Below are 15,428 nucleotides of genomic sequence, written 5' to 3'. Positions count from 1 at the left end.
GCGTCAGCGCCAGCAAGCCCCCCATGATGCCGATCCAGAGCAGATCCTGCATGGTTCGTTCCTTTCGTCAGAAGGCTGCGGTGAGCGAAACCAAGCCGGTGCCACCGGCGATGTTACCGGTGCCGTCCTGGCCCTTGCTGAAGCTGGGGCGCAGATAGGCCGCGTCGCGGTCGGAGATGTCGGTGCCGACATAAGCGACGCCCAGCGTCAGGTTGCGCCAGGTGGCATCAACGCCGACCGACCAGTCCCAATAGGTACCGGTCGGCGCCAGACTGGTGGCGTTGGGGCCGAGGCCGGAATTGCCGTCGGAGTAGCCCAGGTGTGCCTTGGCGGTCAGCGGCGTGCCGGTCAGAGCAACGGCGGCGTCTCCCCACAGGTAGAGATTGTCTTCCTTGTCGCCCGCGTCGGTGTAGACGCCTGCCGCAGCTTCGGCGCCCGTACGGTACCAGCGGCCGAGCGCTTCCTGCGCGGGGGCATAGGCGACGCCGGCAGTGAGCGTGGCAGGGCCGCTGGTGCCGGTCAGCTTGGCATAAGGCTCGACAAAGTCGGTCTCGTCCGCGCCGCCCGGGTACATGTACCAGGTCGCACCAACGTCGAGCGTCGCGTTGTCCGACAGCTTGGCCTTGTAGCCGGCGATCAGATCCAGTTCCATGTTGGCGCCGCCGAACGTGCCCCAGCCGGAGAGGTTCGACGCCCAGGTTCCGACGTAGGCGCCGCTTTCATGCGCGACGGTGATGCTGCCTTGCACGGCCATCTCCTGATCGGACTGTGACACGCCGCGGAAGCGGTAGTCGGAGGTGATCGATGCCGATCCGGACACGGTCACGGCGGGCGCGGGTGCTGCTTCGTCGGACTGGGCCAGCGCCGGAGCGGCGGCAGTCAGGGCGGCGAGAACGGCGATGCTACGAATACTCACGGTACTTCCCCCACGAAGTCCATCGCCGCTGCCGGGAAATCCGGCGCAGCGTGTCTTCACAGGCCAGCCAATTAGGCCGCGTGCACGTAGCTATTCGAGACCGATTGCACAGAAGCCGCGTATGTTTCGCATATGTTTGCGGGAGGCCGCCGAGGTCGAGAGGCGGCCGACGGCGATAACCTTGCGCTAACCCTATGGCAGGGTGGACGCTGCGGCAGCGGCGGTGGTATGGAGATGGCTGGTAAGTGTCAGCGTAAGCATCAGAAAAATGAAGGTACTTGTAGCGGAGGACGATCCGCTCACCCTCGCGGGGATCGAGATCCTCCTGGACAGGACGAACTTCGAAGTGGTGGCCACCGTGAATACGGGCGTGGCCGCGCTCGATGCGCTGGCGAAATGCCGTCCCGACATGTTGATCATGGACAATGGGATGCCGGAGCGGACAGGGCTCGACGTGCTACGAACCCTGCGCAATCGGGGCGACAACCGCCCGGTCATCCTGCTGACTGGCAGCATCAACGATCAGCTTTCCAAGGAAGCGATGCAATTGGGCGTCAATGGCATCGTCATAAAGTCCACGGCGCCGCGCGATCTGCTGACTTGTCTGGAAAGCGTTGCGCAGGGCCGCCGCTGGCTCGACCAAGAGGTGATGCAGCGTGCGATGGATCTGGCGATGTCTCCCGATGCGGCACGGGATCCGCTGGAGGCATTGAGCGGACGTGAGCGGGCAGTGGCGTCGCTTGTTCAGCGGGGCCTGCGCAACAAGGAGATCGCCGAGGAACTGGGGCTCACCGAAGGCACTGTGAAGGTTCACCTCCACAAGGTTTTCGACAAGCTCGGCGTGCGAAGCCGGACCGAACTGATCCTCCTGGCGCAGGGGCGCGAGGACTAGACTATATCGAAAGCAATAGCCGCTTTCGGCCTTTGGTAAGGATCATTCTCACCGGCGGTTGAATGTTTCCGGCCTCTTTCATGGTGCATCTCTCCATCATTCGGCGGACCTGACCGCCACGTGATAGGCGAGAGATGAAGCGGGTTTGCGTGCAGATGTTGGCGATATTGGTGGCGATCTTTGCCATCAGCCAGCCTGCGCGTGCGCAGGTCACCGCTTACGCTGCCGGCCAAGGCGCAGTGAATAGCGTGGAAGTCGGCATCGAGGTGCGTGCATCGGTGCGTAGCCGCTGCGGGTTCGCAACGGGCGGTACTCCTTCGGGAAGCGTCGACCAGGTGGACTTCGATCAGACCGGGTTTACCAAGGATTTCGCGATCCAGCTCAATTGCACGGCCGCTTCCCGCATCGCCGTCGCCTCCGCCAATGGTGGCATGGCGGCTCAGGGTTCTGCCAGCGCCGGCTATGGGAGCAAGGCGCCCTATCAGGTGGCGCTGCGTATGATCGCCGACAACGGCACCAGCGCGTCCGGGTCGTGCGAAGCCGCGGGTTTGTCTGCCGGCGGTAGCTGCAGCTTCGCAGGCATCGCGGGTACGGCAACGGGGCTTCGGCTCGGCGCAGCGTCTACCAAGGTCAACGGCTCGTACCTCCGCGTGAGCGCACCGACCTATACCGGCTCGGCGCCGTTGGTGTCGGGCCGTTACTCGGACACTCTCACTATTACGGTTAGCGTGACTCCTTAAAATGCCGATAAGTATTTAATCCTATGAACTATTCACGCGTCGGGGCGTATAGCCTGCGATATGAAGCGGGTAGCGGATCTTTGTCGTCACCTTTCGCCGAAGGTAGTCGGTGTGGCCATTGTGTTGGGCGGGGCGACTTTCGCGGTGCCGGCTCAGGCGCAAACCTCTCAGCTCGACCTGTTCGGCTATGTTGCTCCCCGCTGTTGGGTGTCGAGCGGTTCTACCCTGCCGAATACGGATGGAGCGGTGCTTCCGCCACGTGCGATCTGCAACCAGTCGGCGCCGCGGCTGGAATCGCGCATGCGCACGCTGAACGCCGACGGCACGCTGACGGCTCAGATGATCCCCGTCGCGCTGACGACGCAGGACGCGACGCAACAATCGAGTCGCGCCGCTTTGGAGATCGTCGTAACTCCTCAACTATGAGGGTTAGGCGTAGCGCGTTAGCACTGGGAGTATTCATCGGCACGGGCGCGCTCGCATCGCCCGCTGCCGCGCAGACGCAAATCTCCGCGGTCTGCGGCGTGAGCGGCAGCGCTACCGCCCCGGCCAGCATCACCTACGATCCCTTTTCTGCCGCCGGTCTGTCCGACGTCACGATCCCGTTGGTGCTGCGGCGTAATCGCGGAGTATTAACGGGCCGCACGAACGAAGTGAGCCTAATCCTGGTGGCGCCAACCGGCACGCCGCCACTGAATGTCACGTACAACGGGTACAAGGTACTCTATCAGGAAGGCTCGACTGCAGGACGTCCACGTGCGCTCAGTTCACGCGACAATGGCGCGGGGGCAGCGGGCGAGATTCGCTATGACTTTGGCGGGTTGTTCGCATCGGATATCTCCTCGGCCTTGAATCTGCGCGTATCGGTGCCGCCGGGTACCGATCTGTCCGCAGGTCAGCCGATAGTGTTGGACATGCTTTACATCTGTTCAGGTGAAGGCGGCACGCTAAGCGTGCCCACGCCGACCCGCGAGGTCGGAGCAGTCCGGATCGACGTCAACACCGTCAGTGCGCTGCAGGCTTATTATGCCGGATCCCTCCTCGATTTCGGTGAGATAGGCGATGCGACTACCGCTGCCGTCCTGGCAGCCCCCGATCGATACACCACTTCGTCTGCCAATTCGCTCCGGGTCCGCAGCTCGGGGCCCTTCGAAGTGCGCGTGCGATCGCAGAACGATTTCCGCCTGACCTTCCCGGGCGGCAGCTTGACGGACGCAGCCCAGACGATCCGCTACAGCGCCCGCTTCCTTGGGCAGGACATTGCCTCCAACTCCTCGTTTGGCACGCGCACCTGCGCGCGTGCCGGTGTTGGCGGGGAGGCCGGAACCTTGCCGCTGCGTGCCACGCTGAAAGAGGGCGGTTCGGCCAAGACGCCAGCGCCCGACTATGCTGACGTCATCAGCATCACCTTTACGCCGATCGTTACCAGTTCCACGACGACGAACTGCGCGGCGCTTTGAACGCCCATTCTATATCCTCCGCTATAGGCGCTTGTGGCTGAAGGTTAGCCGCCTTTTGGCCGCCCGCTAAATGGGGAGCGCCGCCGATTCGAGTCATAAGAAGGTCATCGGGCAAGAGCCCAACGCATTCCTTCGGAGACTTAAGATGAAGAAGCTGGTTCTGTCCGCCCTGATCATTGGTTCGACCTTTGCCGCTGCCCCGGCCTTCGCTCAGGCCACTGGTTCGGTTGATGTGACCGGCACCGTGTCGGCACGTTGCTCGGCGGTGACGCCGCTGAACGGCAGCATCACGCTGGGTGAACTCGCCAAGGCCGATGGCACCATCGACACCGCGTTCTCGGGCAACACCGGTGGCCTCAGCCGCAACTTCACGGTGAAGTGCAACGGCTCGAACCCGAAGGTGTCGGTTGAAGCCAAGCCGCTGGTCAACGCATCTGCCGCCACCACCGCGCCAGGATACACCAACACCGTCCACTACACCGCGACCGTGGTTGCAATGGGCGCCAAGGGCGGTTCGGCCAGCATTGCCGATCAGTCGCTGACCTCGGGTGCCACTTCGGCGCAGATCGGCGACCGCCTGGCCGCTGTCACGAACAACATCGCTCTTACCGTCGGCACCGGTGCGACCAGCGAAGCCACGGCGATCCTCGATGCCGGCACCTATGCCGGCAAGGTTGAGATCACGATCGCTCCGACTGCCTGAAGCTGAAGTGCTCCGGCAGGCCCAGCAATGGGCCTGCCGGATGCCTTGTGTGCCGCATGGAGCTCGAGACGCCTCAAAGACTTGCGACCGAGCTTCGGGCTCGGGCGCTTTCAGCAACCGACGAGGAGCGATTCGACCTGCTATTCCTCGCCAGCGAATATGAGCGGCTTGGAGATGTGCTGAGCTGCGACATCGGCTACCGGCCGCTACAGGTTTACCTGCCCAAGTAATCTAGTGGAAATGAACACCCTTCACCCTTGGGTTCTTCCTGGCTTGGCGGAAGTGTCCGATCCAGCCATTAGTGAGCCGCCCGCATCCGGTGATCGATGCAAAAGCGTGTAGGAGTAGGTGTGTGAAGCTGCAGCGTAGATCCTTTGTTCGCATGGCGATGGCGTCGGTAGCGATGATCGGCATTTCGACTGCGGTTTACGCGATGACCGTCCAGCCGGTGGTTATTGATCTCACCACCTCGGGCCGCGGCATGAGCCAAGTGGTCACCGTGGAAAACAGCTTCGATCGACCGCTTCCGGTGGAGCTTCGCATGGAGACGCTCGACCTGACCTCAGACGGCGTCAAGGCGACGGGGCGGGACAGCGGCGAACTGGCAGTCTTTCCGCCGCAGGCGCTGATCGCTCCTGGGCAGCGCCAGAACTTTCGCGTGCAGTATGTCGGGGATCCGGCGCTTGCCCGGAGCAAGCACTATTTCGTGACCGTCGCGCAGCTGCCGGTCCAGTCTAACGACACCCGGTCGAACATCCAGCTCCTCTACAATTTCCAGGTGCTGGTCAGCGTGTCGCCCGACGGCGTAAAGCCGGCGCTGAAGGTAGGTTCTGCCGAGATCGGCAAGGACGCGGACGGGCGGCCTGTGCCGGTGATCACCGTGTCGAATGCCTCGGCCGCCCATGGATATCTATCGCGCGGGCGCTTACGAATCGTGCAGACCGCGCCAGACGGCCGCGAGCTTCTTTCCAAGCAGATCAGCGGGCCCGAGCTCCAGCAGTCGATCGGCTATGGCCTGATCGGCGGCGGGCAGACGCGGCGCATCACGCTGCCGCTGCGCCTGCCTCAGGCCTCTGGCCGGATCGAGGCGCAGTTCACGCCTGAAACCTGAGGCCTTCGTCTGGCATGACTTTGCACGGCTCCGCGGCTGTGGTGCTGATCGCCGCCGCGCTGCTATCGCCAGTTGCTGCGCAGGCGCAGACCGGCGACGCGGCGCCGGCGCGCGTGGTGATCGATCCTGAGGGCAATCCTGCCGCCATAAACCCCACCGGCAAACCCATCGTCCTGACCGCGCCTGTATTGGATGGTCAGGCTTATCTAGGCGACGTGACGCTGACGCTGGACGCCGGGGGGCGCGCCAGCTTCGCGGCGGCGCGGCTGATCGCCTTGTTGGAGCCGCGCATCGCCGCGCCGTTGCTTGCGCGGTTGCGCGCGCGCGTAATGGAGCGCGGGCAACTCGATCGAAGCGACCTTCAGGGCGCAGGCGTGACCGCGCGCTACGATTCCCAAGCGCTGCAACTTACGCTGGAGATCGCCGCTGCCAGCCGCATCAGCCGGGCGGTAGCTCTGAGCGACAATGGCGCACATGGGCCGGCGAGCTATGTCAAACCCGCCGAGCTCAGCGCCTATCTCAACATCCGCGGGACTCTCGACTGGGTTCAGCAGGGTACGGACGAAGGGCTGACCGCGCCGGTCACCTTCCTCGATGGTGCGGTTCGTGCGGGTCAGGTGGTGCTGGAAAGCGAGGCGAACTGGCAGTCTGGCGCCGCCGGTGCCGACTTCCAGCGGCGCGGCACGCGGCTGATTTACGACGATCGTCACAACCTGGTGCGGTGGACCGCCGGTGATTTGCAGACGCTTGCCCGTGGCTTCCAGTCCGCGCCGGAGATAGCGGGCCTATCAGTATCGCGCTTCTATTCATTGCTCGATCCACAAGCGATCATCCGCCCGCGCGGCAGCCGCAGTTTCCAGCTCGATCGCCGCTCGACGGTTGAGGTCCGCGTCAACGAACAGTTGGTACGCCGGCTGGAGCTCGACCCGGGCACCTTCGACTTGCAGGACTTCCCGTTCACGCAAGGGGCGAACGACGTACGGTTGACGATTACCGACGACGCCGGGCGGACGGAGTCGATGAACTTCAACATCTTTCTCGACCAATCCCAACTCGCCAACGGGTTGAGCGAGTTCGGCTTCTATGCCGGAACGCTTGCACCCACCGGCGCGCGGGGTCCGGTCTATAGCGACGATCTCGCGTTCAGCGGCTTCTATCGTCGCGGCGTGACCGACCGTTTGACCCTGGGCGCCAACGCGCAGGTCGACAATGGCGGCTGGATGGGCGGCGTGGAGACCGTGATCGCGACACCGATAGGCTCGCTCGGCAGCTTCGCCTCCGCCTCGCACATAAACGGCGTTGGATCGGGCTGGGCGTCGATCACGACGTTCCAGCGTACGATCACGCGAAGCGGCAACCGGGCTGATGCGTTGTCGCTGTCGTTCGAAGCGCGCAGCCGGAACTTCGCGCCGATCGGCACCCGCGCACCTTCCAACCCGTATCGCTACATCGCCGGGCTCAGCTACAACGCCACGATTACCGACGCCGTTTATGGCGGACTGGATCTGCGGTTCTCGCGCGGCCGCGAACAAGAGAGTGACGTTCGCAGCATCCGCCTGACGGGGGGCTGGCGCGTCAGCCCGGATTTGAGCTTCACCGGAGACCTAGGCTATGAGCAAGATGGACGCGGCAGACGCGTTGCCGCCTTCCTGTCGCTGACATATCGGCTCGGCCGATCCTCCAGCCTTCGTGCGGATTACGACAGCCGGTCCAATCGGACTCGGCTCGGGTATCAGAGCTATCACGGCTCAGGTACGGGAGCGTACAATTTGAACGCCGACATCGAGCGCAGCGACCTGGGCGCGGGGGCCAATCTGAACGGCGTCTATTATGCCAATCGCGCCGAGCTGGGCTTCAGCCACTACGGTACATTCGAGCGCGATCTTGGTGGCTCGACGGGACAGCGCACGTCGCTGCGGTTCGGCACCGCGCTGGCGATGGCCGATGGGACGTTCTCGGTCGGCAGGCCGATCCAGGACAGCTTCGCGATCGTCCGCGCGCATCGCTCATTGGAGGGGGTAGACGTTCTTGTTGACGCGAACGGTAGTGGTTTCGCGGCGTCGACCGGCATGCTGGGCACGGCGGTGCAGCCGAGCCTGAGCAGCTATAGCGAGCGGAACGTGCAGGTTACTGCGCCCGATGCGCCGCTGGGGGCAAATTTGGGGGAGGGGGCGTTTCGCCTGCTGCCTCCCTATCGCGCAGGGTATCGGCTTACCGTGGGATCGGACTACATGGTCAGCGTGGTCGGGCGGTTGCTTGACGCGTCGGGGGAGCCGGTCGTGCTGATCGCGGGGACGGCCACCGAGGCAGCGCACCCGGAGCGTGAGCCGGTTGCGCTCTTCACCAACGCCGCCGGGCGGTTCGGCGCGACCGGGCTGGCGGCTGGCAAGTGGCGGATCACGCTCACCGATCCTGACCGCACCAGCTATGCGATCGACATTCCCGCCAGCGTCTCCGCGACGATCGCGCTGGGAGACCTGCGTCCGGTCGCCAAGTAATCCGGCATATGTTCAAAAACGCGCAAGTTGTTCAAAGTTGCCAATAAATTCGCATTCGGCTAATTGTGGACCGGTGTCCCGCCGGTACCCTGCGCTGCATTGGCAGCTGAACTTGGACGGCGGGCGTGCTTGCGTGGAAGCTCTTTGCCGATGTCGCTGATACCTATCGCTCGTCGCCCGCCTCTTGCGCGATTGACCGTGATCGCGGCAGCCATCGGTACCCCCTTGCTGCTGGTGATCGTCACGCTGCTGGTCGGTCGTGGTTTCGACGAAACCGCGGCGCTGCGGCGCGAAGTGGTCAGATCCTATGAGGCGCGTGCGGAATTGCAGCGCATCCTTTCGCTGCATCAGGACCTGGAGACCGGCCAGCGCGGGCTGTTGATCACCGGCGACCAGCGCTTTCTCGCGCCCTATTCCGAAGCCGCGAAGCAGATCGATTCGGCTTTCGCCGACCTCGAGCGCAGTATGCCGAGCAATGGGGCGCACCGGCACGACCTGGCCGAATTGCGCCGCGTGTCGCGGGACGAACGTGATTTCGTCGATCGGGCGATCGGGTTGAGCCAGCGCGGCGAGCGCGGTGCGGCGCAGCGGCTGGTCGCGGTCGGCGAGGGGAAGCGGTCCATGGACCGTATCCGGGCGTTGATCGCTCACATTTCCAGCGCCGAGCGTGGTGCGCTCGAACGCGCGACCCGGGGCGTGGAGGCCGCAAGGATCCGGTTGCGGATCGAGACCTTCGCGCTACAGGCCATCCTGCTGCTTCTGGTGGCGGGCGCAGGCCTGCTGGTCATGCGCAGCAATGCAGCGCGGGACGCGGCGCGGCGCCGGTCCGAAGACATGGCTGCCCGCCAGGCGGCGATATTCGACAGCGCGAAGGACGGCATGATCGTGCTGAACCATAGCGGCAGCGTCGAGAGCCTCAATCCCGCGGCAGCGCGGATGTTCGGCTATGGCATCGACGAACTGCTCCGCCGCGACATCGGGATATTGTTCGAAGTGGCGCCCGACCGCGGCCGGATCGAAAGCTTCCTGCGCCGGCTGCAGGAGCATCGCGGGACAGTCACGGGTGCCATGCAGGAGTTCGTTGGCCGGAGGCGGGACAACTCGCTCTTTCCGCTGGAAGTGTCGCTCAGCTCCGTGCCGATTGCCGACACGCCCCTGTTCCTGGCGGTGTGCCGAGACATAAGCGAACGCCGCGAGATCGAGCAGATAAAGGCTGAGTTCGTCGCGACCGTCAGCCATGAGCTTCGCACGCCGCTCACGTCGATCGCCGGCTCGCTGGGCCTGGTTGCCGGTGGGGCCGCCGGCGCCATTCCGCCGAAGGCCTTGCGGCTCGTGCAGATCGCCCAAAGCAACTCGACGCGGCTGGTGCGGCTGATCAACGATATTCTCGACATCGAGAAAATCGAGGCGGGCCGCATGACGTTCGACCTCAAGCCGATCGAATTGGAGCCTTTGCTGAGGCGGGTGGCTGGCGACAATGCCGGTTTCGCCGCCGAATATGGCGTGCGCATCGAGGTGGAGACACCCCCGCGCGGTGCCGCGATACTCGCCGACGAGGATCGGTTGATCCAAGTCCTGACCAACCTGGTGTCCAACGCAGTCAAATTTTCGAGGCCGGAAGGGACAGTGAGGCTGCGGGTCACGCCGCTGGATCGCCGGTTTCGGATCAGCGTGGTGGATGAAGGCGAAGGCATAGCCGAAAGCTTCCAGGACCGGATCTTCGGCAAGTTCGCACAGGCCGACAATACGGATGCGCGGAAGAAGGGCGGCACGGGCCTGGGGCTCAGCATCGTCCGCGAGATCGTCACGCGGCTGGGCGGGGCGGTCAGCTTCGAGAGCATACCGGGCGAAGGCGCGACCTTTTATGTCGACTTGCCTGCCGCCACCGCGATCGCTGCACCCGGGATGCAGCCGCAGCCTAGTCACGCCGTCTCGGGCGCGACGTCGATCCTGCATGTCGACGACGATCCCGACATGCTGCGGGTCCTGGCAAGCGTGTTCGAAGGGCGCGCGGAGCTGTTTTCCACCCCGAGCGTCGTCGAGGCAAAGGCGGCGATCCGCAATCGTACCTTCGATGCGGTGATCCTCGACATCGGCCTGGCCGACGGCAGCGGGCTGGAACTCGTACCGCTGATCCGCGCAGGCAACCCGTCGATCCCGATCATCATCTTCACCGCGCAGGAACTGGATCGCGTGCGATCGGAAGGCGCGGACCTGGTGCTGGTCAAGTCGCGCGCGAGCCTCGATCAACTGGTAGCGGCGGTAATGGAGCGCGTGAGCGAGCAGCGGAGCGGACCGGTCCGATGACACGGATCCTCTATGTAGACGATGAAGCCGATATCCGCGAAGTCGCGGAGATGTCGCTAGAGCTGGATCCGGAGTTCGAGGTTCGGACCTGCGCGACGGGACCGGAGGCGATCGCGCAGGCATCGGCATGGCAACCGGATCTGGTGTTGCTCGATGTGATGATGCCGGAGATGGACGGACCCACGGTGTTCGCACATCTTCGAGCGGCGCCGCAGACTGCAGCAATCCCGGTAGTGTTCATCACCGCCCGGACCCAGGCTTCGGAAGTGCGCGGGTTCGAAGCGCTGGGCGCCCGTGGCGTGCTGGCCAAACCCTTCGATCCGATGACGCTGGCGATCAAGGTTCGGGAACTCATCGATTGAGCGACTTCCAGCAACGGATGCAGGCCTTGCGGCAACGCTTCATCGGCGAAGCAGAGGGCGACGCAGCAGAACTCGAACGACATGCCGCGGGGCGGGCGTGGACGCAGGTACGCGATATCAGCCACCGAGTGGCGGGACGTGCGGGTATGTTCGGATTTCCGGAGCTTACCGATCTGGCACGGGAGCTTGAAGAGAGCGTCGACGCGGCCGCACCGTCGGCAGCGCTGCACAGCCTGGCCGAGGACCTGATCCGGCAACTTCGCGGCTTGGGCGGCTGACGCGCGGGATCCGCGAGGGCCGGCACAGCAGAAGATTTCAAGAGGTCGGGGACATGCTTCCCGCACTCAGCCAGGAAGGTCGCTGCAATGGTCGGGGCGATAGGATTCGAACCTACGACCCCTGGACCCCGAGACCAGTGCGCTACCAGACTGCGCCACGCCCCGACACATTGCAGGGTGGTGCCCCTAGCGGGGGGCTTGTCGGCGATCAAGCAAAAACGACGCCGCCGTGTGCGGGGTCACGCGGGCGAACCCTCCTCCAGAAGGGAGAGCGCGTTCCCGGTCGCGGCGCCGCTGGCGGTGTTGTCGAAGATGACCCAGCACTCGCCGGCCGTGGCGGCGTCGGCTGCTTCGCTCCAGCGCGCCAGCGCGTCGGGTTCGTAGCTCGACCAATAGATGCGCGGGCTGCCGTGCAGGCGGAAATAAGCGAGCCCCGGCCAACCCCCGGGCCGCGCGGCTTCGGGCACCTTGGCCGGATCGGCGGCGACTCGCGCGACCTGGTGTTCGACGAGCAATGCGTCGGCCTCGGCTTCGAACCAGCTGGCATGGCGCGGCTCGCAGACGAGCTGCGCGTCCGACGCGGCGCGGAACTCCCGCAGGAAGCGCGCCGCCACCGCATCGTCGAAGGCGAGCTTTGGCGGCAGCTGGAGCAGGACCGGACCCAGCCTGGTGCCGAGCGCGTGCGCCTGGTCCAAGAAGGTCGCCAGCAATGCGCCGCAATCCTGAAGCTTCGCCTCATGGCTGATCGTTTTGGGCAGCTTTACCGAGAAGCGGAAATCGGCGCCGACGGTGTCTGCCCAGCGCGCATAGGTGCCGGGCCGGTGCGGGCGGTGGAAGCTGCTGTTGATCTCCGCAGCGTTGAACCGCGCGGCATAGCGGGCGAGGTTGCTCACCTCTTCGGGGAAGCGGTCGCGTACCGCGGTGGGGAGCGCCCAGCCGGCCGTGCCGATGCGGAGGTTCGAGGCCATGGCTGCGCAATCCACCGGGGCTTGGTCGGGTTCCCGCGCGCGAGGTCGGGCCGGCTCCGCAGAGGGAGGAGAGGGAGCCGGCCCTGGAACGCCGCAAGAGGGGGGAGGGCGGCGTTCTGGAACTCGACTATCTCGTTGACGCCCGAAGCGATGCTCGGGAAATCGACGGTCCGGGTTTCTGCGTAAATCCAACAGCCTCTTCGCACGGGCGCTCCGCCCTGCTAACGCGCGGCGATCATGGCCACCGAACTCTCCAAGATCCGCAACTTCTCGATCATCGCGCATATCGACCATGGCAAGTCGACGCTTGCCGACCGGCTGATCCAGCGCACCGGCGGCCTGACCGAGCGCGAGATGAGCGCGCAGGTGCTCGACAACATGGACATCGAGAAAGAGCGCGGCATCACCATCAAGGCGCAGACCGTGCGCCTGGAGTGGAAGGGCCATGTCCTCAACCTGATGGACACACCGGGCCATGTCGACTTCGCCTACGAAGTCTCGCGCAGCCTGGCGGCATGCGAGGGCGCGCTGCTGGTGGTGGACGCGGCGCAGGGCGTGGAAGCCCAGACGCTGGCCAATGTCTATCAGTCGATCGAGCATGATCACGAGATCATCCCGGTGATCAACAAGATCGATCTTCCCTCGGCCGAACCCGAAAAGGTGCGCCACGAGATCGAGGAGATCATCGGCATCGACGCGTCGAACGCAGTGCTCGCCAGCGCCAAGTCGGGCATCGGCATCGAGGAGATACTGGACGCGATCGTCGAGCGCATCCCGGCACCCAAGGGCGATCCCGAAGCGCCGCTCAAGGCGATGCTGGTCGACAGCTGGTACGACCCGTATCTGGGCGTCGTGATCCTGGTCCGCGTGATCGACGGGTCGATCAAGAAGGGCCAGCAGATCAAGTTCATGGCGGCGGGCACGACGCACCTGATCGACCGGGTCGGCGCGTTCCGCCCCAAGATCGAGCAGCTGCCCGACCTGGGCCCCGGCGAGATCGGCTTCATCACCGCGCAGATCAAGGAAGTGGCGCAGGCGCGCGTCGGCGACACGCTGACCGACGCCAAGCGCCCGACGTCACAGGCGCTGGAGGGCTTCAAGGAAGTCCAGCCGGTGGTGTTCTGCGGGCTGTTCCCGGTCGATGCCGCCGATTTCGAGAAGCTGCGCGAGTCGATCTCGAAGCTGCGGCTCAACGATGCGTCGTTCTCGTTCGAAATGGAAACCTCGGCAGCGCTCGGCTTCGGCTTCCGCTGCGGGTTCCTGGGACTGCTCCACCTGGAGATCATCCAGGAGCGGCTGACGCGCGAATATGACCTCGACCTGATCACCACCGCCCCGTCGGTGGTCTACAAGCTGAAGCTGACCAAGGCGGCGGGCGAAGCGTCGGCGCGCGAGATCGAGCTGCACAATCCGGCCGACATGCCCGATCCCAACCGGATCGAGATGATCGAGGAGCCGTGGATCAAGGCGGTGATCTATGTCCCCGACGAATATCTCGGCTCGATCCTCAAGCTGTGCCAGGATCGCCGCGGCATCCAGCGCGACCTGACCTATGTCGGCGGGCGCGCGCAGCTCACCTATGAGCTGCCGCTCAACGAAGTGGTGTTCGACTTTTACGACCGGCTGAAGAGCATCAGCCGCGGCTATGCCAGCTTCGATTATGAGCAGATCGGTCACCGCGAAGGCGACCTGGTCAAGATGAGCATCCTGGTGAACAACGAGCCGGTCGACGCGCTGTCGATGATCGTCCACGCTTCCACCGCGGAGACGCGCGGCCGGGGCATGTGCGAGCGGCTGAAGGACCTGATCCCGCGCCACCTGTTCAAGATCCCGATCCAGGCGGCGATCGGCGGCAAGGTGATCGCCCGTGAAACCATCGCGGCGCTGCGCAAGGACGTGACTGCGAAATGCTATGGCGGCGACATCAGCCGCAAGCGCAAGCTTCTGGAAAAGCAGAAGGAAGGCAAGAAGCGGATGCGCGAGTACGGCTCGGTGCAGATCCCGCAGGAAGCCTTTATCGCCGCGCTGCGGATGGGCGAGGAATAATGCGCGCGCTGGCATTGGCGGGGCTGCTGGCGACGGCGGCGGCGCCGGTGCCGGCCCCGATGGCGGCAACGCCAGGGTTCGATGTGGTCGTGCTCGGCGCGCGCGGCGGGATCGAGGACGGCAATCTCAGCAGCTATTTGGTGCGTCCGCAGGGGGATGCGCGCGGCGTGACCTGCGATGCGGGCACGCTGGTGCAGGGGCTGCGCGTCGCCGAGGCGAAGGGCGCGTTCGAGGATGTGCGGGTGCCGGCGGGGGAGGGGCTCAGCCGCGTCGGTTATGTCCTCAAGCACGACATCAAGGGGTATCTGATCAGCCACCCGCATCTGGACCATTTGTCAGGGCTGATCATCGCCTCGCCCGACGACAGTCCCAAGCCGATCTATGCGCTGGCTTCGGTCAACGCCGAGATCGCCCGCAGCTATTTCCGGCCGGGTCCGTGGAGCAACTTCACCGATCGCGGCGCCGAGCCGCGGCTGGGCAAATATCATGTCGAGGATCTGAAGCCGGGTATGCCGACGCCGCTGGCGGGCACGGCGATGACCGTGACGCCGTTTCCGCTGGCGCATGGCGGGATGGAGTCGACCGCGTTCCTGATCGAGCACGGCGCGGACGCGATGCTGTGCTTTGGCGACACCGGCGCCGATGCGGTCGAGCATGGCGACAAGCTCGCGCGCGTCTGGGCGGCAGTGGCCGAGCGCGTGCGCGCCAAGCGGCTCAAGGCGATCGTGATCGAAGTGTCGTTCGCCAACGACCGGCCCGACGACAAGCTGTTCGGGCATCTGACGCCGCGGCACCTGTTGGCCGAGCTCCGCACGCTTGAGGCGCTGACGGGGAAGGGCAGCCTGCGCGGCATGCCGATCGTCGTCGCGCATATCAAATACGCGCTAGGCGATACGCAGCCGCAGCGGCAGATCCTGTCCGAATTGCAGGCCGGCAACGACCTGGGCGTGCGCTTCGTGATCCCCGAGCAGGGCCAGCGCTTGCGGTTTTGAGCCGTGGCCTCGCCGCCGGGCGGGATTGCCGTTTCCTTTGTCATCCCGGCCTGGAGCCGGGGTCCCGCTGCCTAACCGTCGGCAGAAGAAGCGGGATCCCGGCTCAAGGCCGGGATGACGGGTATGTTCCAGGGCTACGTCGTCGCCGGAGATGC

The 15,428-nt window shown here is 64.9% G+C and carries 15 protein-coding genes and 1 tRNA gene; 13 read left to right on the top strand and 3 right to left on the bottom strand.

Annotated elements, in window-relative coordinates:
• Nucleotides 1-67 precede the first annotated feature (67 nt).
• Nucleotides 68-916 (bottom strand): TorF family putative porin, encoded by an 849-nt coding sequence (locus LZ586_RS05915; RefSeq protein ID WP_235078738.1) that lies wholly within the window; start codon nt 914-916, stop codon nt 68-70.
• A 202-nt stretch (nt 917-1,118) separates the two neighbouring features.
• On the opposite strand from LZ586_RS05915, the gene LZ586_RS05910 reads away from it, so the two are divergent.
• The 11 genes from LZ586_RS05910 (at nt 1,119) to LZ586_RS05860 (ending at nt 11,267) form a co-directional block, all read left to right on the top strand.
• Nucleotides 1,119-1,808: a response regulator transcription factor gene (locus tag LZ586_RS05910; RefSeq protein WP_235078737.1), complete on the top strand. Its 690-nt coding sequence runs from the start codon at nt 1,119-1,121 to the stop codon at nt 1,806-1,808.
• 134 nt (nt 1,809-1,942) lie between these two features.
• Complete coding sequence (locus tag LZ586_RS05905) at nt 1,943-2,548, top strand: hypothetical protein (protein ID WP_235078736.1); 606 nt, start codon at nt 1,943-1,945, stop codon at nt 2,546-2,548.
• Between the two features lie 60 nt (nt 2,549-2,608).
• Nucleotides 2,609-2,974 (top strand): hypothetical protein, encoded by a 366-nt coding sequence (locus LZ586_RS05900; RefSeq protein WP_235078735.1) that lies wholly within the window; start codon nt 2,609-2,611, stop codon nt 2,972-2,974.
• Nucleotides 2,975-3,072: 98 nt separating this feature from the next.
• Nucleotides 3,073-4,008 carry a hypothetical protein gene (locus LZ586_RS05895; RefSeq protein WP_235078734.1) on the top strand — a complete coding sequence of 312 codons (936 nt, stop codon included), beginning with the start codon at nt 3,073-3,075 and terminating at the stop codon, nt 4,006-4,008.
• 145 nt (nt 4,009-4,153) lie between these two features.
• The gene (locus LZ586_RS05890; protein ID WP_235078733.1) at nt 4,154-4,711 is read left to right on the top strand and encodes a hypothetical protein; all 558 of its coding nucleotides are present in this window, start codon (nt 4,154-4,156) and stop codon (nt 4,709-4,711) included.
• Between the two features lie 56 nt (nt 4,712-4,767).
• Nucleotides 4,768-4,941, top strand: coding sequence for a hypothetical protein (locus tag LZ586_RS05885; RefSeq protein ID WP_235078732.1), 174 nt, complete (start codon nt 4,768-4,770; stop codon nt 4,939-4,941).
• Between the two features lie 122 nt (nt 4,942-5,063).
• Nucleotides 5,064-5,822, top strand: coding sequence for a fimbria/pilus periplasmic chaperone (locus LZ586_RS05880; protein WP_235078731.1), 759 nt, complete (start codon nt 5,064-5,066; stop codon nt 5,820-5,822).
• Between the two features lie 14 nt (nt 5,823-5,836).
• A complete protein-coding gene (locus LZ586_RS05875) occupies nt 5,837-8,320 on the top strand; it encodes a fimbrial biogenesis outer membrane usher protein (protein ID WP_235078730.1) in 2,484 nt (827 codons plus the stop codon).
• Between the two features lie 198 nt (nt 8,321-8,518).
• A complete protein-coding gene (locus LZ586_RS05870; RefSeq protein WP_235078729.1) occupies nt 8,519-10,627 on the top strand; it encodes an ATP-binding protein in 2,109 nt (702 codons plus the stop codon).
• Nucleotides 10,624-10,989: a response regulator gene (locus tag LZ586_RS05865; RefSeq protein WP_235078728.1), complete on the top strand. Its 366-nt coding sequence runs from the start codon at nt 10,624-10,626 to the stop codon at nt 10,987-10,989. Before LZ586_RS05870 ends, LZ586_RS05865 begins: the two co-directional genes overlap by 4 nt.
• On the top strand, nt 10,986-11,267 hold the full coding sequence (locus LZ586_RS05860; RefSeq protein WP_235078727.1) for an Hpt domain-containing protein: 282 nt from the start codon (nt 10,986-10,988) through the stop codon (nt 11,265-11,267). The genes LZ586_RS05865 and LZ586_RS05860 overlap by 4 nt, the downstream gene beginning before the upstream one ends.
• Before the next feature lie 88 nt (nt 11,268-11,355).
• Here LZ586_RS05860 and LZ586_RS05855 read toward each other — a convergent pair.
• Nucleotides 11,356-11,432 (bottom strand) — tRNA-Pro (locus LZ586_RS05855).
• Nucleotides 11,433-11,506: 74 nt separating this feature from the next.
• The gene (locus LZ586_RS05850; RefSeq protein ID WP_235078726.1) at nt 11,507-12,235 is read right to left on the bottom strand and encodes a DUF72 domain-containing protein; all 729 of its coding nucleotides are present in this window, start codon (nt 12,233-12,235) and stop codon (nt 11,507-11,509) included.
• A gap of 237 nt (nt 12,236-12,472) precedes the next feature.
• On the opposite strand from LZ586_RS05850, the gene lepA reads away from it, so the two are divergent.
• Both lepA and LZ586_RS05840 read left to right on the top strand, forming a co-directional pair.
• The gene (gene lepA / locus LZ586_RS05845; RefSeq protein WP_235078725.1) at nt 12,473-14,281 is read left to right on the top strand and encodes a translation elongation factor 4; all 1,809 of its coding nucleotides are present in this window, start codon (nt 12,473-12,475) and stop codon (nt 14,279-14,281) included.
• Nucleotides 14,281-15,273: an MBL fold metallo-hydrolase gene (locus LZ586_RS05840; RefSeq protein WP_235078724.1), complete on the top strand. Its 993-nt coding sequence runs from the start codon at nt 14,281-14,283 to the stop codon at nt 15,271-15,273. The genes lepA and LZ586_RS05840 overlap by 1 nt, the downstream gene beginning before the upstream one ends.
• Nucleotides 15,274-15,428 lie beyond the last annotated feature (155 nt).

It is taken from the genome of Sphingomonas sp. S2-65, assembly GCF_021513175.1.
Lineage (GTDB): Bacteria > Pseudomonadota > Alphaproteobacteria > Sphingomonadales > Sphingomonadaceae > Sphingomonas.
Note: the sequence above shows the minus strand (reverse complement) of the source record. Positions and strands in the feature narration are given on the sequence as shown.